General features: G+C 65.0%; 18 protein-coding genes and 1 pseudogene. 4 read left to right on the top strand and 15 right to left on the bottom strand.

Translation table 11 applies throughout. The annotated features are described in order from the left end of the window. Window position 1: 1 nt before the first annotated feature. From FJ546_RS20275 to FJ546_RS20245, 7 genes are all read right to left on the bottom strand, one after another. On the bottom strand, window positions 2–1,075 hold the full coding sequence (locus FJ546_RS20275) for a D-alanine:D-lactate ligase-like protein (RefSeq protein ID WP_140890944.1): 1,074 nt from the start codon (window positions 1,073–1,075) through the stop codon (window positions 2–4). Window positions 1,076–1,233: 158 nt separating this feature from the next. Further along, complete coding sequence (locus FJ546_RS20270; protein ID WP_140890943.1) at window positions 1,234–2,109, bottom strand: SMP-30/gluconolactonase/LRE family protein; 876 nt, start codon at window positions 2,107–2,109, stop codon at window positions 1,234–1,236. After that, window positions 2,106–2,744 (bottom strand): 2-dehydro-3-deoxy-6-phosphogalactonate aldolase, encoded by a 639-nt coding sequence (locus FJ546_RS20265; protein ID WP_140890942.1) that lies wholly within the window; start codon window positions 2,742–2,744, stop codon window positions 2,106–2,108. The genes FJ546_RS20270 and FJ546_RS20265 overlap by 4 nt, the downstream gene beginning before the upstream one ends. Beyond that, window positions 2,741–3,700, bottom strand: coding sequence for a 2-dehydro-3-deoxygalactonokinase (locus FJ546_RS20260; RefSeq protein WP_181168008.1), 960 nt, complete (start codon window positions 3,698–3,700; stop codon window positions 2,741–2,743). The genes FJ546_RS20265 and FJ546_RS20260 overlap by 4 nt, the downstream gene beginning before the upstream one ends. Further along, the gene (locus FJ546_RS20255) at window positions 3,697–4,464 is read right to left on the bottom strand and encodes an SDR family oxidoreductase (RefSeq protein ID WP_140890941.1); all 768 of its coding nucleotides are present in this window, start codon (window positions 4,462–4,464) and stop codon (window positions 3,697–3,699) included. The genes FJ546_RS20260 and FJ546_RS20255 overlap by 4 nt, the downstream gene beginning before the upstream one ends. 267 nt (window positions 4,465–4,731) lie before the next feature. Then, window positions 4,732–6,081: an EAL domain-containing protein gene (locus FJ546_RS20250; protein WP_140890940.1), complete on the bottom strand. Its 1,350-nt coding sequence runs from the start codon at window positions 6,079–6,081 to the stop codon at window positions 4,732–4,734. A gap of 209 nt (window positions 6,082–6,290) precedes the next feature. After that, window positions 6,291–8,108 (bottom strand): GtrA family protein, encoded by a 1,818-nt coding sequence (locus tag FJ546_RS20245; protein ID WP_140890939.1) that lies wholly within the window; start codon window positions 8,106–8,108, stop codon window positions 6,291–6,293. 165 nt (window positions 8,109–8,273) lie between these two features. On the opposite strand from FJ546_RS20245, the gene FJ546_RS20240 reads away from it, so the two are divergent. Next, a complete protein-coding gene (locus FJ546_RS20240) occupies window positions 8,274–8,891 on the top strand; it encodes a class I SAM-dependent methyltransferase (protein WP_246686889.1) in 618 nt (205 codons plus the stop codon). 7 nt (window positions 8,892–8,898) lie between these two features. Here the strand turns inward: FJ546_RS20240 and FJ546_RS20235 are convergent, their stop codons facing one another. Next, a complete protein-coding gene (locus FJ546_RS20235) occupies window positions 8,899–9,306 on the bottom strand; it encodes a GtrA family protein (RefSeq protein WP_140890937.1) in 408 nt (135 codons plus the stop codon). After that, window positions 9,303–10,547, bottom strand: a complete 1,245-nt coding sequence (locus FJ546_RS20230) for a glycosyltransferase family 2 protein (protein ID WP_140890936.1) — start codon at window positions 10,545–10,547, stop codon at window positions 9,303–9,305. Before FJ546_RS20230 ends, FJ546_RS20235 begins: the two co-directional genes overlap by 4 nt. Window positions 10,548–10,770: 223 nt before the next feature. Here FJ546_RS20230 and gshB point away from each other — a divergent pair, with 223 nt between their 5' ends. After that, window positions 10,771–11,715: a glutathione synthase gene (gene gshB, locus FJ546_RS20225; RefSeq protein ID WP_140890935.1), complete on the top strand. Its 945-nt coding sequence runs from the start codon at window positions 10,771–10,773 to the stop codon at window positions 11,713–11,715. Window positions 11,716–11,897: 182 nt separating this feature from the next. Beyond that, a pseudogene (locus FJ546_RS20220) lies at window positions 11,898–12,548 on the top strand (magnesium chelatase domain-containing protein); the annotation flags it as partial. A 148-nt stretch (window positions 12,549–12,696) separates the two neighbouring features. Here the strand turns inward: FJ546_RS20220 and FJ546_RS20215 are convergent. Next, window positions 12,697–13,374, bottom strand: a complete 678-nt coding sequence (locus tag FJ546_RS20215; protein ID WP_140890934.1) for a GDSL-type esterase/lipase family protein — start codon at window positions 13,372–13,374, stop codon at window positions 12,697–12,699. A gap of 570 nt (window positions 13,375–13,944) precedes the next feature. Here FJ546_RS20215 and FJ546_RS20210 point away from each other — a divergent pair. Then, the gene (locus FJ546_RS20210) at window positions 13,945–15,477 is read left to right on the top strand and encodes a YifB family Mg chelatase-like AAA ATPase (RefSeq protein WP_140890933.1); all 1,533 of its coding nucleotides are present in this window, start codon (window positions 13,945–13,947) and stop codon (window positions 15,475–15,477) included. Between the two features lie 132 nt (window positions 15,478–15,609). Here the strand turns inward: FJ546_RS20210 and FJ546_RS20205 are convergent, their stop codons facing one another. From FJ546_RS20205 to FJ546_RS20175, 5 genes are all read right to left on the bottom strand, one after another. Then, window positions 15,610–16,401 (bottom strand): hypothetical protein, encoded by a 792-nt coding sequence (locus tag FJ546_RS20205; protein WP_140890932.1) that lies wholly within the window; start codon window positions 16,399–16,401, stop codon window positions 15,610–15,612. A 294-nt stretch (window positions 16,402–16,695) separates the two neighbouring features. After that, on the bottom strand, window positions 16,696–17,292 hold the full coding sequence (locus tag FJ546_RS20195) for a TetR/AcrR family transcriptional regulator (RefSeq protein ID WP_140890930.1): 597 nt from the start codon (window positions 17,290–17,292) through the stop codon (window positions 16,696–16,698). Between the two features lie 128 nt (window positions 17,293–17,420). Next, complete coding sequence (locus FJ546_RS20190; protein WP_140891025.1) at window positions 17,421–18,011, bottom strand: DUF308 domain-containing protein; 591 nt, start codon at window positions 18,009–18,011, stop codon at window positions 17,421–17,423. 213 nt (window positions 18,012–18,224) lie between these two features. Then, window positions 18,225–20,393, bottom strand: a complete 2,169-nt coding sequence (locus FJ546_RS20185) for a malate synthase G (RefSeq protein WP_140890929.1) — start codon at window positions 20,391–20,393, stop codon at window positions 18,225–18,227. Window positions 20,394–20,691: 298 nt separating this feature from the next. Further along, window positions 20,692–22,734, bottom strand: coding sequence for a hydantoinase/oxoprolinase family protein (locus tag FJ546_RS20175; RefSeq protein ID WP_140890928.1), 2,043 nt, complete (start codon window positions 22,732–22,734; stop codon window positions 20,692–20,694). Between the last annotated feature and the right edge of the window lie 257 nt (window positions 22,735–22,991).

Genomic DNA, 22,991 nt, shown 5'->3' with positions numbered 1-22,991 from the left:
CCTAGCCGCCGCGGCGCCGGCCGATAAATCGGCTTGCCGCCGTCTCGGCCATGGCGTCGGCAAGCTCCAGGCCCCATTGCCGGCGGCAGTAGGCGCGGAAATCGAAGCAGGGAAGGCCGGGGCAGACCTCGAATTCGATCAGGTGAACCGTGTCGTCGGCCTCGACGCGCAGGTCGATGGAAAACACGTCGCGCAGGCCGAGCCCGCCGATCAGCCGCCCGGCGATCGCCCTGATCCTGGCGTCCGCGGCCGGCTGGACATCGGCGACGGCGACGAGCTCCGGTTCGGCATAAAGTCCTGCCGCCTTCGCCGCCTCGCCGGTTTCGCCGTACAGCGCCATGCTGTCCGCCATGGTCTGGAAATCCGCGCCGGAATCAACAAAGGCGATGCCGAGCGCCTCGACACCGGTTTGCGGCGTCAGCCCGAGAAAGCTGGCGCGCACATTGCGGCCGGCGACATAGGGCTGGACGACGACATCGTCGCGATAGGCGGCGAAGACGCGCCGGCTAAGCTCCAGCGCGTGGCCGAAATCAGCCACACGTGAATCCGGCCAGATGCCGATCTTGGCGCCAAGCCGGTTGGGCTTGACGAACCAGCCGCCGGCGGAGGCCGGCGGCTCGACCAGCCATTTGCCGTCACGGGCAAGGCCGGCCTGCGGCGCCGGCAGGCCGAGCGCGCCAAGCACGGCGCCGGAGCGGAACTTGTCCTGGCAGAGCGCGAACAGCGAATCATCGGCGCCGATGGTGCGCAGCCCCTTGAGCCGTGCCAGCGCGGGCGCCGCGCCGCCGCGGAAATAGGCGATGCCGTCGGACAATGTCCAGACCAGCGTGTTCCGCGCATCCGCACCCTCCAGCGCCTCGGCGGCATCGTCGAGCGCCACCGGCGCAAAGGCGAGACCCCGCGCCTCGCAGGCTGCGGCGAGCGCGGCGAATTCGGGGGCGATGTCCGTCGACTGCGCGAGGTAGGATGAGATCTCGGTGGCGCGCTGCGATGGGAAGCCGTCGGCGATCAGACGATCGAAACAAGCCTTCTCCGGCTCGTAGACAAGGATCAGCTTCGGCTTGTGCTTTGACATGATGGGGCGGATTCCAGCGGTGCGATGGCTTGGAGCGCGTCGCGTCGAAACGACATGCATTACCATCACACGGCGCCTGCCATCGGCTTTCGCGAAACCGACCGTGCCGGGCGGTTGCGTGACAACGCCCGGCGAAAACAATTACCTGCTGCGGGTGTTCAGGCGATCAGCACGCGCGGTTCGAACCGACCGTTGACGGGGATATCGACGAGAAAGGTCATGCCCGCCTGCGGATCGAGCTTGCGCTGGTTGTCGTCCTTGCCCTTCCAGGCCGAGGTCACCGCCAGCCGGTCGGCCTTGGCGCCGATAAAGGCCGGGCAGGACACCTGCGTCGCCGGCATGGGAATTTCGCGCAACAATGTGCCATCGGGCGAATAGGCCTTCACCGCCTTGCCGCCCCAGACGGCATTCCACAGCACGCCATCGCGGTCGACGACGGAGCCGTCGACGTAGCCCTTCGACGAGCGGTGGTCGACGAATACTTTCGGTTCGCCAGCCGGCAGGCCGGTCACCGGATCGCAGCCGACGCGCATCAACAGGCCGGTCGCGGTGTCGGTGTAGTAGGCGATCGTCCCGTCCTCGGAAAAGCAGATCGAGTTCGACACGGTGATGTCCGAAAACAGGCGGCGCAGCTCGCCCCTAGAGAACCAGTAGATCGAGCCCGCGCCCTTGCTCTCGTCCTTGGCCATCGTGCCGACCCAGAACGCACCGCAGGGATGCACGCGGGAATCGTTGGACCGGGTGAGCGGGTTGTCGTCCTCGATGGGCGTGTGCAGCGTCATCGTGCCGGTCGCGGCATCGCGGACAAAAAGCCCGGTCTCGGTGGCGATCAGCTGGCGCTGCGCGTCGATGATGGCGATGGCGCTGGCCATCTGGCCAAGCTCATGGATCTTCAGCGCGCCGGTGAGCGGCTTTTCCAGAAGCTTTCCGTTGACGATATCGAACCAGAACAGCGCATCGCTGGCGGGATCGTAGCTCGGGCCTTCGCCGAGCTGGCAGATGTGATCGGAGAAAACCGAAACCGCGCTCATCATTCCTCTCCGAACACCGCATCCCAGGCCGCAACGGCGGCGTGCGCACGGGCAGCGACGTCGTCGACGCTCATGCCGGGCTTGAACAGGCTGGAACCCAGGCCGAAGACCGTGACGCCCACCGCCTTGTAGCCGGCAAAGTCCTTCTCCGAAACGCCGCCGACGGCGCCGACCAGGGTCTGCGCCGGCAGCACCGCCCGGATGGCGGAAATGCCTGATGCGCCGAGAGCGCTCGCCGGAAAGAATTTCAAGGCCGAGGCGCCCAGCCGGATCGCCTGAAAAGCTTCCGTCGGCGTGAACACGCCGGGCATGGTCACCATGCCGTAGTGCATGGCGCGCGCCATCACCTCGGCATCGATGTTGGGGCTGACCAGCAGCCGCCCGCCGGCCTGGTGCAGGCCGTCGACATCGGCCGCCGTCAGCACAGTGCCGGCGCCGACCAAGGCTGTTTTCGGCAGCACTTGGACAATCCTGGCGATCGACGAGAAGGGCTGGGGCGAGTTGAGCGGCACTTCGATTGCCTCGATGCCGGCATCGAACAGCGCCTGCCCCATGGCAATCGCCTCCGTGGGTTTCAGGCCGCGCAGGATGGCGACCAGCCCGCGCTTGAGTTTTGGAAAGGCTGCGGTCTCGGTCATGCCAAGGCTCCGGTTCTGGCGATCATGCCGTTTTCGCGCGCGGCTTCGATGAGGCCGGCGCGCACCGCTTCATCGGCGTCGACGGTGCGGACGGCAAGCCCTGCAAGGCCGAGCGCAACCTGGTAGAGCACAGCGAGCGCGCCCGAGGCAATCAGCACGACGGGCGCATCGCCGGCGCCATAGCGGCGCTTCGCCGAGGCGATCTCGCCGCCGATCATAAGCCCGGACAGGCAGGCCGCCGCATCTTCCGACTTCAGGTCCTGCAGCAGCCCGGCGGCGCGGATGGCAAACAGCTTCGAGGTGACGTCGCCGCCCTCGCCGAGCGCGCGTTCGCACCACTGCCGGAAGAACGGATTGTCCGCGGCGACGGGAGCCGGATGCTCGCCCAGCGAATGTTTGAGGATGGAATGCGCTGAAAGCACCGAGAACAATTCGCCGGTCGGCCATGTGCCGAAGCCGGCAACCGCGCCGTCCTCGACCAGCACCCATTTCGAATGGGTGCCCGGCATGCAGGCGAGATGCCGCCCCTTTGCCGGCAAACCGGCGCCGGCAAGCTGTGTTTCCTCACCGCGCATGACATCGGGCGCATCGGCCAGGCGCTGGGCAAGGCCCGGCACGATGCGGATGTCGCGTTTCTGATTAGCCACGCGGGCGGCACCGCCGAGGATGGCGCCGATGGGCGCCGGCACGCTCACATAGGGCGCCTCGATCCAGCCCTGACGGGAGCCGGCCATGCCGCAGATGATGACGGGCAGTGTTTCAGGCGCGCTCAAGGCGGCCAGATGGCCTTCCAGAACGTTCGAAAAACCTTTTTCGCGCGCGGTGATCAGGCCGTCATCGCCGCGGCGCTCGGCAAGCACCTTGCCGCTGCCGTCGATCAGCCATGCGCGAAGCCGGGTCGTGCCCCAATCAAGCGCGGCTACCGCCGGCATATTGCCTGCAAATTCCGGGCTCACAGAAAACCTCCGTCGACGATCAGCATCTGCGCGGTCAGCATGCGCGAAGCATCCGAGGCCAGGAACAGCACCGTGCCGACCATGTCGTCCGGGCGCATGACCTCCTTGATGCACTGCTTGGCGACATGGGCTGCAAGCGCCCCTTCGGTCACCCAGCGTTCCTGCTGCCGGTCGGTGATCACCCAGCCCGGCGCGACGGCGTTGACGCGGATGCGGTCGGGCCCGAGCTTGCCTGCCAGCCCTTTGGTGAGGCCGAGGATGCCCGCCTTGGCGGCGGTGTAGGCCGGCATGTCGGGATGGTTGATGAGGTAGGAAGTCGAGGTGAAGTTGATGATCGAGCCGCCGCCGGCCCGCTTCATGCCCGGCGCCACCGCCTGCGCGGTGAAGAAATGTGGTCTGAGGTTGATCGCCTGGTTGTCGTCCCAGAACTCCACCGTCACGTCCTCGACGGCGTGGCGCTCGTCCCAGGCGGCATTGTTGATCAGCACGGTGATATCGCCATGCGCCTCGGCCGCCTTGACCGCTGAGGCCCGCAACGCCTCGATGTCGCGCAGATCGGTCTTGAGATAGAGCGGCCGCCGGCCGAATTCCTTCTCGATGCGGTCGGCAAGCAGCGTGCTCGGACCCTCGGCGATGTCGATGAAGGCGACATTGGCGCCCTGGCGCACGAAACCCTCGGTCAGCGCCGCGCCAATCCCGGAACCGCCGCCGGTGATCAGCACCGAGGCTCCCTTGAGGTCGGCAAAATCCGCCGATGGCATCATCTTTCTTGTCTCCCTGCGCATGACCCCGAAAATCGGATCGATTTTCGGATAGGGATCATGTGCAAAAATAAGTTGCAACAGCGTCCTTTGCGCGTCCCAAGGACGCGCGGCACTGTAGGCGTGAACGGCGCGCATCCTAGCCACGCAAGTCGCGCGGGCAAGGGCGAAACGTCGGATTTGCAGGCTTATGTCGGACAAAACGACAATGCGTCGCAGTGGAAGCGCGCCGCGACATCGGCGGAACGCTGATTGCGTCGAAATCGTTGGTCAGATCGCCTTGGCGCGCAACGCGCCGCGGAAGGAATCGCGGAGATAGCCGAGCGTGGCGTCGGCGTCGACCGGCTTGCCGAACAGATAGCCCTGCCCGCCGGCGCAGCCGAACTGGACCAGGCGATCGGCCTGCGCTTCTTCTTCGATACCTTCGGCGACCACGTCCATGCCAAGCCCTTCGCACATGGCGAGAATGGCGCGGATGATGTGTTCGGACGGGCGGTCGTCGAGAATGGAGGAGACGAAGGCGCGGTCGATCTTGAGCTTGTCGAAATGGAATTCGCGCAGGCGGCCGAGCGAGGACTGGCCGGTGCCGAAATCGTCGAGCGAGACGCGGATGCCGACGCGGCGCAGATCCTCGACGATCTGCGCGGCCGAGGCCGGGTCGTTCATCAGGCCGGTCTCGGTGATCTCGATCTCGAGACGGCGCGGATCGAAGCCGGTGCGGTCGAGGATCGCCAATATGTGCAGGCCGGTGTTCTGGTCGACGAGCTGCGAGGGCGACAGGTTGAACGACAGGAACAGGTCGCTCGGCCAGCTCCTGGCCGCCTCGGTCGCCTTGCGCAGCACCAGCTGCGACAGCGGGCCGATGATGCCGCGTTCCTCGGCGATGGGGATGAAGACCGTCGGCGGCACGGCACCGAGGTCACGATCGGTCCAGCGCGCCAGCGTCTCGAAGCCGATGGTGCGGCGCGTGGTGAGGTCGACGATCGGTTGGAAATGCGGCTCCACCTCGCCGGCCGAGACGGCGCGGCGCAGCGCCTGCTCGATGCGGGTGACGCGCTTGGCCGCCTCTTCCATCTCGCGGGTGTAGACGACGACCCGGCCACGGCCGGAGCGCTTGGCGTGGTAGAGCGCCGTTTCGGCCTTGTTGATGAGGATCTCGGTGGTCTCGTCGCCGGAATAAAACAGCGAGCAGCCGACCGAGGCCGACAGCCTGGCGGTGCGTTCGCCGACATCGTACGGCGCCGACAGGATCTCGATCAGCATGCGGGATTTTTCCGCCGCCGCTTCCTCCGAGAACACCAGCGGATAGAGGAAGGCGAATTCGTCGGCGCCGATGCGGCAGACCGTCGAATGGCCGTCCATCGAGGCGCGCAGCCGCATGGCGACCTGGATCAGGATGTCGTCGCCGGCCTTGTGGCCGAACAGATCGTTGATCGGCTTGAAGCCGTCGAGGTCGAGAATGCCGACGGTGAAAGGCGCGGGATCATCGGCGCGGTCGCTGATCAGGCGATCGACCTTGTCGAAGAAGCGGCGATGGTTGCCAAGCCCGGTCAACGGATCGGTGAAGGCCAGATCCGTGCTCTCCCTGTTTGCCTGACCGGTGCCAAACGGAGTTTGCATCGGTGTCCCTGTTTTTGACGTCGGAATTTATATCGGAGACTGGCAGCAAACCCTTTAGGAAACGTATCTCGAAAATCGATTTTTTGCAGCCGGGACACGATCCGGAAAACGGAATCCGGTTTTCCCGGCGATGTTGCCGCGGCAAAGAGCCGGATGCCCGGGGAAAGCCGGCTAATCTGAGCGTCAAACCCTTGTTTTCGCGGTGATTTTCAGCCGCCGAGCTTGACGCGATAGAGCTCAAGCTGGGACCCAACTGTCTCTGCCACCGGCTCCAGCCAGTCCGGCACGTCGCCGCGCGCCAGCCCGGCCAGAAAGCCGTCCGGCGCCCTGCCGACAAGCAGGCGGGTTTCCGGGTTGCCGCGGCAGAGCGCGACAAGGCCGGCGTGGTGGCTTTCGATCACCGACCTGGCATCGGCGGCCGATCCGAGGAAGGTATCGAGCGCAAGCAGGTTTCCCGCGATGTTGCGATGATACGGCCCGGCGAACACGCGATGTCCGGAATAGGCCAGGATGGGCGAGCCGAGATTGGAAATAGCGAGCACGGTGGTGTCCGGCAGCTGGCTGAGCGCCGCGAACGAGGTCTTGCCTTGGCATTTCCCATTGACACTGGCGCCGTTGACGGCCGCAGCGGTTTCGAAGGCGCTTGACGCAGCCACGGCCGCGCACGCCCAGAGTGCGTTGACCGAGACCAGCCAGGCCGCGGCCACTCTGAGCGCGGAGCCGCGCGACGGGCTGGCTTCGGCCCGCTGCCGCAATTTGGCGGTCCAGGCGCAAAGCGGGATCACCGCCAAGGCAATGGAGAAGGTCGAGCCGCGCACTTGCCACGCACTGACCAGGAACGCCATCACCAGCAGTGCGCCAACCAGGCTGTCCTGCCGCCGCGAGCCGCCACGGCCGAGGCCAAGCGCCATCAGCAGGATCGCCACCAGTGGCGTGGCAAAACGCTCTACCACCGCGACCCGGTTGTAGATGACAAGCTTGTACAGCGACTGCACCTCTTCGATGTTATCGAGCCATAATTCCCTGAGGCGCGGATCGAGGTTCGCATAGGGGGCCGCCAGGCATTGCGGGAAAAGCGACACCACGACAGCGCCCAGCACCACGGCAAGCAGGCCGAGTGCCAAGAGACGCCGGCCGAGCGTGGCTTTGGCCATGTCGAGCGATGCCACGGCGGCGAGGCCGCATCCGGCGAGAGCGGCCACCACGAACTGCACCGTCGAAAAGGCATCGCATTGCGGCTGGCCCCATGCCGATGGGGCGATGGTGGTGACGAAGACCAGCCCTGAAACGCCGGCAAAGCCAAGGCCGAAATCCCTGGCGATCCGCCCCTCGCCGCCGGGGTCGGCGACAAACAGCAGGGCAATGCACGCGCCGATGGTGGCGACGTAGGGCGCCGTTTCCATGCCGACGGCCAGCGTCAGCGCCGCGCACAGGCCCGCGAGCAGCGCGGCCCAGCGCTGCACGGGCGCATCGAGCAGCAGGCTCAGGCAGGCCATGGTCAGCGTCAGCTGGACATTGTGATGATCGAGCGAGCCGGGCGAAAAGATGCCGATGAAGTGCAGCGCCGCGGCGCCGATGACGACGGCCGGCAGCACGGCGGCGGCACCGGCGAAACTGCGCGCCGCGCGGGCGGTAAAGAGCAAAGCGAGGTAGAAGAGCAGTGCCGGCCAGAGCACCTCGGCGATGGTCTCGGCCCTGGCCATGCTGCCGGTCAGCGCCGAGGCTACGAGAACGATGGCGGCAAGCGGTGCGTCGACCAGCCGCGACCAGTGCATGACGAAGCCGCCTTCGAGACCCATCCGGTACTGATGCAGGTCGAACCAGCCCTGGCCGGCCAGCATGTCGCGAACCTCGACCAGGCGCAGCAGATTGTCATTGTCGCCGCCGGCGTCGGTCAAGTCACGGAATCCGCTGAGAGCGTTGACGGCAACCATCACCAGCGTGGCGACGAGCACCAGCGCGAGGTCGTTGCGCCGTGACGGAGGTGGCGCAGCCTCGGCGGAGATCATGGTATCGGCGGGAGTCATGGACGGCCTCTGAGCACTCGTGAAGGAAACCTATCGCGAACTCACTGCGCAAACCTTAAACCGGTCCTGTACAAGCAATCCCATGTCGCGAAACGCTTTGTTTGCGATTCACGGATACGGTCCCAGATCAGACGATGAATAGGCAATTCAGTCCTGGACCTTGGCATGAGTGTTGTGGCGATCGAGAAAAAGATACTGAACGCAGCCCACAGCCGGGCAGTGTTTCAGCGCCGCATCCGGGTCCTCTCCGAACATATCGGCGCCGTGCTGGGCGCTGATGGCACCGTTCTCGATCTCGGTTGCGGCGATGGCTCGCTCGCCAAGGCGGTGATGGACAGGAAACCGGGGCTGACGTTTCGCGGGATCGATGTTTTTATCCGGCCGCGCACGGCCATCCCTGTAGAGGTTTTCGACGGCGCCACGATTCCGGCCGCTTCCGGATCGTTCGACTGGGTGACCATAGTCGACGTTCTCCACCACACGGACAATCCCGGCCATCTCGTCGCCGAAGCCGCAAGGGTCGCGCGGAAGGGCGTTGTCATCAAGGATCACCTGAGGGACGGGGTCTTCGCCCACGGCACACTCCGGTTCATGGACTGGGTGGGAAACAGGGGCCACGACGTAAGGCTGCCCTATAACTATCTGTCCAGACAGGAATGGGAAGCGATTTTCGGCCAGGTCGGACTCAAAGCCCAAAGCTGGCGAGAAAACCTGTCGCTATACCCCTTCCCGGCGAACCTGCTGTTTGACAGGGGCCTGCACTTCGTCGCATCGCTTCGCTAAAGCGCGTTTACGCGGCTCTTTGATCGTCGCGAAAGACCCAAGCCGATGAAAGCGCATAACTCGCCGCGCCTGCAGCGACCGTGATGACGGCTGACATGACCAGCGGCGACGCGGAAAATATCGACACCGCGACATGAGCCAACAGGCCCGCGAACACCGCGCAGACCAACTGGGTGACGAGATACCGTGGCAGCGCATGGGCGTGGTCGTGCCGTCCCTCGAACGTCCAGCCACGCTGTGCCGAATACGCCACGACAAATGCCAGCATATAGGCGATGACGCTTCCGGCGAACGGCGGCAAGCCGGCCGACACCAAGGCCCACGACAGTAGGAAGAACAGCAGCGCCGCGCCAATGCCGACGACGGCGAACCGGATAAGCCGTACCGCGGCGAATTTTCGTGCAAGCTGGTTCATTTTTCGGCAGTCGCGGCGGCTTCGCCTGATCCGGCGGGTTGGCCGGCTTTCAGCCGCTTGACCGGGATCTCCAGGACACCGAGCAGGAATGCCGAAAAGAAGGCCTGGAACGAAATGACGACCAGGCTCAGGCCCAGCACGACGATGCGCGGGATTTCGGAATCGCTCAGCGGGCCGAAGCCAAGATGTGCCCAGCGCAGGACCGCATAGCCGCAGAACAAGACGCCGCCGGCTAAGCAGATGCCGGCATTGGCGGCAAGACGGTCGGTGCTGATGGTCCTTCTCAGCCAGTCGGACCCGCGGCTGCGCGGCAGGATGCCGGTGATCTCGGCATAGTATCGCGATATGGCGCCGAAGGTGATGAGCTGGATGCCGGTGATGATCATGAAGCAGGCAGCGACGAAAGTGTTGAGGTCGAGCGAAAGATTGTCGATCACCCGCAGCGGTCCAAACACCAGAAGGGCCGCGAACAGCGTGCCCAGGCCGCACAGCGCCGCGCCCGGGATGAAGAACATCCAGCGCGGATTGTAGACGAGCAGGAATTTGAGATGCCGCCAGCCGTCACGCCAGGTCTTGAGATGCGGGGGCCGGCTGCGGCCGTCGGGCTTGAGCGTGGCCGGCACTTCCTCGATGCGCAGCCCGGCAAGCGCGCTGCGCACCACCATTTCGCTGGCGAATTCCATGCCCGTCGTCTGCAGGTCGAGCTTGCGGATGCTCTCGGCGTTGAAGCCGCGCAGGCCGCAGTGGAAGTCCCCGGTCTTGATGCGGAAGAACAGGCGGCCGACGAAGCTCAGCACCGGATTGCCGAGATAGCGATGCAGCGGCGGCATGGCGCCGGTTTCGATGCCGCCCTGGAAGCGATTGCCCATGACCAGGTCGGCGCCGTCGCGCAGGCGCGTCATGAAGGCGTCCAGTGCGCCGAAATCGTAGCTGTCGTCGGCATCGCCCATGATGATGAAGCGCCCCCGGGCGGCGGCGATGCCGCCCAGCAGGGCCGCGCCATAGCCCTTCTGCGCCACCGGTACGACACGGGCGCCGCCCTGGGCCGCGATCTCCTGCGAGCCATCGGTGCTGCCATTGTCTGATATCAGCACCTCACCCAGGATTCCGGCCTTGTCGAGGAAGGCCCTGGCCTTGCCGACACAAACGGCCAGCGTCTCGGCCTCGTTGAGGCACGGCATCAGGATGGTGAGTTCAAGCTGTTCGGTCGCGGCGGCGCGGATGGCGGTGAGCGCGTTCATGGTCGTTGTTCCATCGAGGACACCCATCCGGCGCCTGCCGTTGGGGTATTCGAGGCTTATTCTTGTACGGCAAGGCTTAAGAAAACGATGACGCGGCCGCTCGCCTTGTCGCGATCGGGCCGGCGGGGGTTGCGTCCTGCTGTTGCCATTCTTCGGACGTCGCGATTGGCAGAAGGCGCGGCGACCCTTATATCGCTTTCGTCGACTGCGCTGGGGACCCGCCATGAAGCTGAAAATCGCCGTCCAGATGGACCATATCTCCACCGTGTCGATCGCCGGCGACACTTCGTTCGCGCTGTCGCTGGAAGCGCAGCGGCGCGGCCATCAATTGTTCCATTACACGCCCGACCAGCTGTCGCTGCGCGACGGCAAGGTGTTTGCGCGCATCGAGGAGATGCAGGTGCGCGACGAGAAGGGCAGCCACTACTCGCTGGGCGAGAAGGTGCGCACCGACCTGTCGGAGATGGACGTGGTCCTGCTTCGCCAGGATCCGCCCTTCGACATGAACTACATCACCACCACGCATATCCTTGAGCGCATCCACCCGATGACGCTGGTGGTCAACGACCCGGCCTGGGTGCGCAACAGTCCGGAAAAGATCTTCGTCACCGAGTTTGCCGACCTGATGCCGGACACGCTGATCACCAAGGACAGCCAAGAAGTCGCCGCCTTCCGCAAGGAGTTCGGCGACATCATCGTCAAGCCGCTCTACGGCAATGGCGGCGCCGGCATCTTCCATCTGCACGAGGCCGACCGCAACCTCGCCTCGCTGCTCGAAATGTTCGGCCAGATGTTCCGCGAGCCCTATATCGTGCAGCGCTATCTCAAGGACGTGCGCAAGGGCGACAAGCGCATCATCCTGATCGACGGCGAGCCGGTCGGCGCCATCAACCGCGTGCCGGCCGAGCACGATTCCCGCTCCAACATGCATGTCGGCGGCCGCGCCGAAAAGACCGAACTGACCGAGCGCGAGCGCGAGATCTGCGCCCGCATCGGGCCGTCGCTCAGGGAACGCGGCTTCATCCTGGTCGGCATCGACGTCATCGGCGACTACATGACCGAGATCAACGTGACCTCGCCGACCGGCGTGCGCGAGGTGCAGCGCTTTGGCGGCGCCGACATCGCCAGCCTGTTCTGGGACGCGGTCGAGGGGAAGCGGCGCAAGTAGGCCGTTTTCAGTTCGTATTAACCATGTTCCGCCTTTTCAACCGGGCTCAATCCGGCTGCAACCATAGCGATTGCCTTGTTCTCGTAATGTTCTTGATTTGACCGGCAATCTGTGATTGTCTTCCGCCGGGGCCACGTTCCAGGCCTATCGCATGGGTTGCGGCCCATATCCGGGGTGGGAAAATGGTTGCGCGGGTTCGCACGGTTGCTTTCCAGGGCATCGAGGCCGTGCCGGTCGACGTGCAGGTGATGATCGCGCCCGGCAAGGTCGGCATGCAGATCGTCGGCCTGGCCGACAAAGCGGTGGCCGAAAGCCGCGAGCGGGTGCAGGCCGCGCTCCACGCGTCGGGTCTGTCGATGCCGTCGAAGAAGGTGACGGTCAATCTGGCGCCGGCCGACCTGCCCAAGGAAGGCAGCCACTACGATCTGCCGATCGCGCTTGGCCTGATGGCCGCGCTTGGCGCCATTCCGGGCGACATGCTGGCCTCCTATGTCGTGCTCGGCGAATTGTCGCTCGACGGCACCATTGCCGGCGTCGCCGGTGCCTTGCCGGCGGCGATCGGCGCCAATGCCGAGGGCAAGGGCCTGATCTGCCCGTTCGCCTGCGGGCCGGAAGCGGCGTGGGCCGGCAAGGATTTCGACATTTTGGCGCCGCGCAGCCTGATCGCCATCGCCAATCATTTCCGCGGCACGCAGGTGCTGTCGCGGCCGGAGGCCGGTATCCACGCCGCGGCGCGCGACCTGCCCGACCTTGCCGACATCAAGGGCCAGGAGACCGTCAAGCGGGCGCTGGAAGTGGCGGCGGCCGGCGGCCACAATCTTCTGATGGTGGGCTACATTAATTTTACATCCGGCATTGACGTTGCACTGAGTCCGGCAAATTGAAGGGCGACTTGAGCTGGAAGACTGAAAACTCCTATGACGAGGTGCGACAGAAAGCCTTCATCCCCGTGGAGGGCCTTTCCTCAGTGCGGAGCGATGGCTAACGCGGTTTCGCCTGCGCGAGCAGCGCTTCAACCATAGGGAGCATGTTTCTAACGATGATCGCATCACCCGCTGCATTTGGGTGGTCGTGGTCCGCTTGCAGCAACTCCGGATACCCAGTCACGCCCTCCTTGAAGTCGGCGTAGAGCAAGTCTCTATGCTTGGTCGCCAGCTCGGAGAACATCTTTGAAAACCGCTCGGCATAGTCACCCCCGTTCCTATACGAGCAATAGTCATAGGCCGCAGTTCCAACCACAAGCACTGGAACGCGCTTCTGGGCGAGGATACCCAGAAGCTGGTCGAGGTTCGCTCGCGTGCGATCAAGGTCGAGAAGCCCGCAATCGTTCTGTCCCAGTTCGACAATGACAACTTGGTTTGCAGGGCTCGCCTGCAGGTCGAGGCCGCGTGGCGATTTCGTCAGCCAACGGAGACCCGACCCGCTGTCGTTTGTGTACCCGACCTCAACAATTCTCACTTGGTGCCCGTCGGCGTTCAGCGCCGACTTTAGCCTGGTCGCAAAGGTCTCAATGGCGGCTACTCCATAGCTGTTGATGTAGCTGTCGCCGAGGGTGACGATTGTCGGGAGTGCGTCCTCGGCATCCACGGTGCCGGCTGACCCCAACATTGCGGAAAGTGCGGCAAGGGCCACAAACGAAACGTCACGCATTTTTGTCATGGTCTACCTCCCAGCGGCACCATTCGGGGCCCCTGGCCTAAGCCTCAGAGCCCGCGATGGATCGCAACAGCACATTCGCACGACCGCGTCGGCGAAGGAAGGTGGCCGCGCCGTACTGAGGTTGTGCCACATTAATTTTCAAGGATTCCCGCATGGGCTGGCGGGCTGACCAGGCACACGAGGAAGTGCAACGGGAGAGCTTCCAGCGCTCGTGGAACTCATTGGCCTGGTTGCCCCACTCATTTTTCACCCCCCGTAACGACCCATCAGGGGTTACGCCTCCAGCATGTCCCACCGATTCTCAAAGTCGCGGCATTTCTTCAATGGAATGCGTCCATCGATCCCGTTAGGCGCGGAATAGTGGAACTGCCTCAAAATGTGCCCGGGAATCACGTAGTAGCGCTCCGTGTCGGGATTGACGACATCGACCACGATGTAAGTCAGATCGTCATGCAGGCTATGTTCCCGTAATGTTCTTGCCTTGACTTGAAATCTATGGTTGTCTTGGGCCGACGTCGCGCGGCTTGATCCACAATGGCCCGAGCGAGCCTGTATTGGGGGCAGATCAAAATGGTTGCGCGGGTTCGCACGGTTGCTTTCCAGGGCATCGAGGCCGTGCCGGTCGACGTGCAGGTGATGATCGCGCCCGGCAAGGTCGGCATGCAGATCGTCGGCCTGCCCGACAAAGCGGTGGCCGAAAGCCGCGAGCGGGTGCAGGCCGCGCTCCACGCGTCGGGTCTGTCGATGCCGTCGAAGAAGGTGACGGTCAATCTGGCGCCGGCCGACCTGCCCAAGGAAGGCAGCCACTACGATCTGCCGATCGCGCTTGGCCTGATGGCCGCGCTTGGCGCCATTCCGGGCGACATGCTGGCCTCCTATGTCGTGCTCGGCGAATTGTCGCTCGACGGCACCATTGCCGGCGTCGCCGGTGCCTTGCCGGCGGCGATCGGCGCCAATGCCGAGGGCAAGGGCCTGATCTGCCCGTTCGCCTGCGGGCCGGAAGCGGCGTGGGCCGGCAAGGATTTCGACATTTTGGCGCCGCGCAGCCTGATCGCCATCGCCAATCATTTCCGCGGCACGCAGGTGCTGTCGCGGCCGGAGGCCGGTATCCACGCCGCGGCGCGCGACCTGCCCGACCTTGCCGACATCAAAGGCCAGGAGACCGCCAAGCGGGCGCTGGAAGTGGCGGCGGCCGGCGGCCACAATCTTCTGATGATCGGGCCGCCGGGATCGGGAAAATCGATGCTGGCGCAGCGGCTGCCGTCGATCCTGCCGCCCCTGATGCCGAAGGAATTGCTCGAAGTCTCGATGATCGCCTCGGTGGCGGGCGAGCTCGGCGAAGGCAAGCTGACCGATCGGCGGCCGTTCCGCGCGCCGCACCATTCGGCCTCGATGGCGGCGATGGTGGGCGGCGGCATCCGCGCCCGGCCGGGCGAAGTCTCGCTCGCCCATCACGGTGTGCTGTTCCTTGACGAGTTCCCCGAATTCACGCCGCAGACGCTCGATGCGCTGCGCCAGCCGCTGGAGACCGGCGACTGCATGATCGCGCGCGCCAACCATCGCGTCACCTATCCGGCGCGCATCCAGCTGGTGGCGGCGATGAACCCGTGCCGCTGCGGCATGGCCGGCGAGCCGGGCTATCGCTGCCTGCGCGGCGAGCGCTGCCGCACCGATTATCAGGCACGCATTTCCGGTCCGCTGCTCGACCGCATCGATTTGCGGATCGAAGTGCCGGCGGTCTCGGCCAGCGACCTGATAAGGCCGGACCGGGCGGAGAAAAGTGCTGATGTGGCGTTGCGCGTGGCACGCGCCCGCACCCTCCAGCGCGAGCGTTTCGAACGGCTCGGCGTGACCAGCGCCACCACCAACGCCCATTGCGCGCCCTCCGTCATCGAGGAGATCGCCATGCCCGACGCGTCAGGCCTGTCGCTGCTCAAGGACGCCAGCGAAAAGCTGGCTTTCTCGGCGCGGGCCTACCACCGCGTGCTGAAAGTGGCGCGCACGCTGGCCGATCTCGACGCCAGCGAAACCGTCGGCCGCATCCATCTGGCCGAGGCGATCTCCTATCGCATGAGTTCGGAGCGCCTGGCGCAGGCGGCATGAAGCGCCTTCCGCTGTCGTCAAAGCCGGCATCCATGCCTCGGTGCGCGACCTCGCCGACATCGGGCGTCGAAAGGTGACGGCTCGGAGAGATCGAAATTGCAACTTTCCCTATTTGCGGCAAACCTGACACTGTCACCGCGTGAACTTTTCCGCCCCGGTCGAAGCAAGCCCGCTCTTTAGATAGGGGTGTAGGGTCAGCCCGCATGCTTCGACCATCCGTCTCGATGGAACATTGGTCGTGGCGACCTGTTCGTAAAAGACGGTCGCCGCGAGTTGCTCGAATGCCATGACGGCGGCGCAGGCATTGATGTAGCTGCCAAGCGACCTGCCCCTGTGGGCTGGCGAGACCGCAGCAAGACCGCCCCAAGCGTAGGTGCGGAACGGACTAAAGGAATTGTGTGGCATATAGACAAACGACGTGGCGACGAGGTCCCCGTGTCCGTCGACAAGCGCCAAAGTTCGCCCGTTAACCGTTTCGCCTGCGAGAGTCGACCGTGAGAACGGCGCCAAGCCGTTCTCGGCAAGAAAGACCTGCACGCGCTCAAGGCAAGCCTCTGCAGGGTTGCCTGACAGATCAATGTGAAAGAGCCCTTGGGGCGGGCCTTGCGCAACGATCCGTTTCGACACAGCTAGAGCGTGATCGGCGGAACCCATGAACGTATCCCACCAATCCAGGCGATGTCCCCGGGCCGCCAAATGAGCGGATACCGCCGCCGTGCGGTCTTCATGCACGAGGCGAAAACCGAAGCCTCCGTCCGCTTCCAGCATCGCGACGCAAGCCTCAAGCCCGACACGATCGACGTCGTCCGTGGAGACCATCCGGCCGGCATTGCAGAGCCCAGGAGTGTTGACGACAGTGCCGGCAAGCTCATCCGCTCGTCGCTGCAGGCGCTGCTGGAGTTCGGTCCCGAAATATCCCCTCATGGACGTCCTCACCCCGACCGGCATCCAAGGCTAAATTAGCATGAATGATTATAAAGAAAAGTCTGCCCTGCGCGCCAAGCACCGCAATACTGGCAGAATAGACACGGTCGTGCCGTCATCGGCTGGGGCCGACGCTGGTGCGGGCACGGGGCACGCCGCCAAAGCCCGTCCTTGATCGGCACGGACCTACCACCGCGTGTTGAAGGTGGCGCGCACGCTGACTGATCTCCACGCCAGCCGCGCCGCGCGTCGCGATGCCGTTCATAAGGGCTATTGCAGGGGGTAGCGTACCTCCTAGCCAGCTCGATCCGTACCGGGAATTAGCCTCTGCAGCGTCGGCGTCAGGATCATGCCGAAGGTCAAGACATCGCCATAGGCTCGCGCGGAAAGCATTGCGCCATGCACGGTCGCCATGAAGGCCTCGGCCTCAACGCGTGGCGAAGCGGAAATTGCCAGCGTGCCTTTTTCGGCACCGCGCTCGATGACGCCAGTCAGCCATCCCGAGAGAAACTGAAAATACGCCCGGACTTCCACGGCAACCTCCGGCGGAAGGGCCGGCAGCTCGCTGGCAAGCAGCGCGCAGACGCAGAACGGCATGCTCGCATCCTCGATGCACCGGGCCCAGATGCCGGCATAGGTGCGAAGCAACTCCGGCGGCTGGGGGATATCGCGCTCGAGCCATGCCATGCCCGTGACGGCATCCTCGAGGTACTGCTTGAGAAGGGTCTGAACGAGGTCGACCTTGCTGGGGAAATGGTGATGGATGCTGGCTTTGCGGATACCAACCACTTCGGCGACATCGGCGTAGCTGAAGCCATTGTAGCCGCCGGCGACGATGAAGCTTCGCGCGGCGGCCAGGATCTCATCGGCGGTGTTCGAAGGCTTGCTCATGACTTGCTCCGGCGGACGGCTCCTCCGCACTTAGAGCGGTTCGCCGTTTCATGGAAACGGTGAACCGCTCTAACTCTTTTGTTTTGACGCAATTCCCACGGGAAAGCGCTCACACTCCTGGAATCGCCCTAGCTTGCGACCCGCGGTGACTTGCGAAGGATGTCGCTGACCGACAGCCATAGAGCGGACACGAGGAAGTAGAAGGCGCCGAACGCGGCATAGGGCGCAACATTGGCGATGCCAATGATCTCCGTGCCGCCGGCCATCTTGACGAAGAAGAGACCCGCCAGCGCCGATTGGGCGCCGCTCAGGATCATCGGCCATTGCGCACCGTTGGTTTTCCAGCGCCGCGCCGCGGTCAGCAGCTGAAACGCGCCGGAGACGACGGCCCAGACGCCGTAGACCGAAAGCACCGTGCTCATGCTGTGACCGAGCGCGATGGCGACCGCAATCGTGGCGACGATGCTGACGACGAAGTTCAGCAATTGCGACTTGTTGCGGCCGAGCCCGCCGGTACGCTGGGCGTCGATATAATTCGCGAGCGCGTCCCATGCAGGGTAGGCAACCAGCATGGCGGCGGCGAGCGGCGGGCTGCTTTTCGCGACGGTGAAAGCCGCCGCGACCCAGGCGGCCGATACGGCAAACCGCAGATAGTAGTAGCTTTTGAGCCAACCGTTTGATGACGGTGCGCGGCTCTGATCATTCATTTGTCCAGGCATGGTGGGGATCTCTCGTTTCACCTCTACCAACTAGTAGGTAGACAAGTGACCGTCAAGGCGCCTGGAACCGATTGCCGGTCACCTCGACATCGCATTTATGTGATCGACGCTCGATCTCGTGGCGCCAGTTCGCTGTCTAACCAATCGGAGCGCCGCGCGGACCGACGATACTTGATCGACCCGTTGCGTCAGGCCGTTTCAACGCAAATCCGCTTAATCCTGCTTCGCCTTCAGCTCCAGCCGCCGCGCGTGCAGCACCGGCTCGGTATAGCCGTTGGGCTGGCGGGTGCCCTTGAACACCAGGTCGCAGGCGGCTTGGAAGGCGATGGAATTGTCGAAATCCGGCGCCATCGGCCGGTAGAGCGGATCGCCGACATTCTGGCGGTCGACGATGGCCGCCATGCGCTGCAGGGAATCGCGCACCTGGATCTCCGAGCACACTTTGTGGTGCAGCCAGTTGGCAATGTGCTGCGAGGAGATGCGCAGCGTGGCGCGGTCTTCCATCAGGCCGACATCGTTGATGTCGGGCACTTTCGAGCAGCCGACGCCCTGGTCGATCCAGCGCACGACATAGCCGAGAATGCCTTGCGCATTGTTGTCGAGTTCGCGCTGGATTTCGTCCGGCGTCCAGTTCGGCCGCACGGCCACCGGCACGGACAAGATGTCGTCGAGCCTGGCCTTCGGCCGGTTCTTCAGCGCCGCCTGCACGGCATGCACGTCGACCTTGTGATAGTGCGTGGCATGCAGCGTCGCCGCCGTCGGCGACGGCACCCAGGCGGTGTTGGCGCCGGCGTTGGGATGCGCGATCTTCTGTTCCAGCATCGCCGCCATCAGATCCGGCATCGCCCACATGCCCTTGCCGATCTGGGCATGGCCGGCCAGCCCGCATTCGAGCCCGGTGTCGACGTTCCAGGCCTCGTAGGCGGATATCCAGGCGGCCTGCTTCATGTCGCCCTTGCGGATCATCGGGCCGGCTTCCATCGAGGTGTGTATCTCGTCGCCGGTGCGGTCGAGGAAGCCGGTGTTGATGAACACCACGCGGTCCCGCGCGGCGCGGATCGCTTCCTTGAGGTTGACGGTGGTGCGCCGCTCCTCGTCCATGATGCCCATCTTGATGGTGTTTTTCGCCATGCCGAGCAGCGCCTCGACGCGGTCGAAGATCTCGACGGCGAAGGCGACTTCCTCCGGCCCGTGCATCTTGGGCTTCACGACATACATCGAACCGGCGCGGGAATTGGCGCGGCGGCCTTTCGGCCCGACATCGTGCAGCGCGATCAGCGCCGTCAGCGCCGCGTCCATGATGCCTTCCGGCACCTCGTTGCCGTCGCGGTCCAGGATCGCCGGATTGGTCATCAGGTGGCCGACATTCCTGACCAGCATCAGCGAGCGGCCGGGTACGGTGAGCTGGCCGGCGGCCGGCGCGGTGTAGGCGCGGTCGGGGTTGAGCTTGCGGACAAACGTCTTGCCGCCCTTGCTGATCTCTTCGGCGAGATCGCCTTTCATCAGGCCGAGCCAGTTGCGATAGACGACGACCTTGTCCTGCGCATCCACCGCCGCGACCGAATCCTCGCAGTCCTGGATGGTGGTCAGCGCCGATTCCAGGATGACGTCGGCGATGCCGGCCGGGTCGGTGCGGCCGATCTGGTTGTTGCGGTCGATGACGATCTCGAGATGCAGCCCGTTCTTCACCAGCAACACGGCATCGGGGTTGGCGGCGTCGCCGCGATAACCGGCGAATTGCTTGGGATTGGCAAGTGTCGTGACACCGGCACCCTCGCCCAGCCGCAGCATGCCGTTGACAAACGAGAGCCCGTTGACGCCGGCCCACTTGCCCGAGGTGAGCGGCACCGACTGGTCGAGAAAATCCTTGGCCCAGGCGATGACCTTGGCGCCGCGCGCCGGATTGAAGCCCTTGCCCTTTTCAGCGCCGCCGGTCTCGGGAATGGCATCGGTGCCATAGAGCGCATCGTAGAGCGAACCCCAGCGCGCATTGGCGGCATTGAGCGCATAACGCGCATTCATCACCGGAACGACCAGCTGCGGACCGGCGACGACGGCGATTTCCGGATCGACATTCTCCGTCGACACGCTGAAGGCCGGCCCCTCGGGAACAAGATAACCGATCTCTTTCAGGAAGCCCCTGTAAGCCTCCATGTCGACGGGCGCGCCATTGGCGCGATACCAGCCGTCGAGCTTTTCCTGCATGGCGTCGCGTTTTTTGAGCAGCGCCCGGTTCTTGGGCGCCAGGTCGTGGACGATGGCCGAAAAACCATTCCAGAACGCATCGGCGGCGATACCGGTGCCGGGCAGGGCCTCGCCAGCCACAAAATCATGCAGCTCGCGGGCAATCCGCAATCCGGCGATCTCGATGCGATCGGTCATCAGGCTACTCCAGATGAAAGGCTTTGCCGGGCGTTTGGCATGTTGAGGTTGCAGGGTCAATTCGGCTTAGGGTGGAGATCGGGCATTTTGGCAAGTTGGCGAAGCTGCCAATCTCCCCCTCGTGGGGGAGATGCCCGGCAGGGCAGAGGGGGGCGTGAAGGATCGCTACCTTCACCCTGTGATCGATTTGAGCCCGGGCCAAAAGGCCTGATTGAAAACCACTGGCAGGTCGGCGGGACAGCGCCCCCCTCTGGCCTGCCGGCCATCTCCCCCACGAGGGGGGAGATCGCCCTCATCTTCACACGGCGATCCTTGGCCTGCCCGAGGCCACCGCCACCACATGCGCCTCGATGAACATGCGCTGAGCTTCGACCGTGGAAACCTTGAATTCGGTCGCGACGTCGATCTCGGCATTGTCGGTGCCGGCGTCCCGGGCGCGCCCGGCGACGATGGCCCGCACATCGGCCTCGGCGGCCGCGATCGCCGCCGCCTCGTCGAGGAAATCACGCACCGTCTCACCCGAGGCAAGCCGGAACAGTCCTTCCCTGGGCTGGCTGACCCGCGCCTCGGCCGAGACCCTGACCTGGCCGACGACGGCGCCAAGCGCGTTGGCGACATCGGTGTCCTCGGGCACCACGCAGTCATTGCCGACCAGGGGCGCCAGGCCGGCATAGTGCAGCGGCGCCGAAGCGCCGAGGCCGATGACAGGGCGGTCGAGCGCGACGCTCAGCCGGGCGATGCCGGGATGGGCATCGACGGCGCGCTGCACCAGCGCGTGTGCCACGGTCGCCGCGCCATCGAGCCCGTCCTCGGCGAAGGCGGTTTCGAGGATGTATTCGGCCGACCAGCGCGTCAGCGTCACCAGCACGCGCTCCGAGATTATCTCCGGCGACCCGGCAATAGGCTGGCCGCGGCCGTCGCGCTTGCGGGCGAACAGCTCGGCGCCGAGGCGCGCCGTTGCGGCATCCCAATTGGCCTGTTTGCCCATCACATGCGCCGCGTCCGAGGGGGTGAAGCCTGAGATATGCACCAGGCCGCGCGAGACCAGCCGGTTCAAGGTGGCGTTCTGGGCATTCGACGTCAGCAGCCTGTCGAGGGCCAGCGGGGTCGCGCCGATCGCCTCGTAAAGCCGCGCTTCCGGAGCGGTCAGCCCGGCGGCAAGCCAGTCCGGCACGCCGGTGCGCACCGCGAAGCGGCCGTCCATGCGGCCGGGATTGGGCGAACGCAGCTGGCGTTCGAGCTCCGATTTGACGGCCTCGCCATGCGCCATGCCAGCCAGCGCCAGCGGCACCAGGCGGCGCGGCCCAAGCAGGATCTTTGGATTGAGCGCGCCGTCCTCCAGCGCCACTTCGGAATCGCCGCCAAGGCCGAAGGTGCGCATGGCGACCGCTTCGACCATGGTGCGGAAGCCGCCGACGGTGGCGCCCTCGGGATCAAGGCGCGGCCGGCCTCGGTCGAGCACGGCGACGTCGGTGGTGGTGCCGCCAATGTCGGAGACCACGGCATTGTCGAGCCCGGTCATGTGGCGCGCGCCCACCAGACTGGCAGCCGGACCGGACAAAATGGTCTCGATCGGCCGCTGGCGGGCGAACGCCGCCGAGACCAGCGCGCCGTCGCCGCGCACCACCATCAGGGGGGCGGCGATGTCGCGGGCTTGCAAAAACCCTTCGGTCGCGGCCACCAGCCGGTCGATCATCGAAATCAGCCTGGCGTTGAGCAGCGTGGTCAGCGCCCGGCGCGGGCCGCCAAGCTTGGCCGACAGTTCGTGGCTCGCGGTGACCGGCAGGCCGGTTCGGTCGCGGATCAGCTCGCGGGCGGCGATCTCGTGCGCCGGGTTGCGGGTGGCGAAATAAGCGCAGACGGCAAAGCCGGACACCGAGGCGCCGAGTTCCGGCAAGGCGTCTTCCAGCCCTGACAGATCAAGCTTGGCGGCATTGCCGTGGACATCGTGGCCGCCCGGGCAAAACACCACCGGATCGGTGCCGAGCGCCGTCTTCAGCCCGTCGCGGGCGAGGTCGGCTTCGGAAAAGCCGATCATGACGAGCGCGACGCGGCCACCCTGGCCCTCGACCAGCGCATTGGTGGCAAGCGTCGTCGACATCGAGACCAGCTTGATCGCGGCCGGATCGCTACCGGCCTTTTCGAGCACCGCGTCGACCGCGCCGGAAATGCCGACGGCGAGATCATGCCTGGTGGTCAGCGCCTTGGCCTTGGCCAGCACCTTGCCCTTGTTCGGCCCCTGCTGCGGGCCTTCCGTCTCGGACCACAGCACGGCATCGGTATAGGTGCCGCCGGTGTCGATGCCGAGGAACAGGGGTTTTGGCTTGGTCTTGGCGGTCATTGGCAGTCCAGGCGGTGGGGAATTTTGCTTCCCCGCCCTTAACCTATCGCGGCCGGCCGATAAAGCCACGAGCGCTGGGCCAACACGCGATGACTGCAACAGGAGCCTCCGATCTCCCCTTGTTGTGGGAGAAGGGAAGGGCGCGCCCCATGCGCACTCAATCTTGTACACCTCGCTATGGCGTTTCGGGCCACGCGCGTAGCCTCGCGGCAATGGCTCCATCTTCCCTTCTCCCCTTGTGGGGTGAGCAGCCCGGT

The sequence above is a fragment of the Mesorhizobium sp. B2-4-19 genome, from assembly GCF_006441315.1.
Classification (GTDB): domain Bacteria; phylum Pseudomonadota; class Alphaproteobacteria; order Rhizobiales; family Rhizobiaceae; genus Mesorhizobium.
This window is presented reverse-complemented; position numbering and strand designations above follow the sequence as displayed.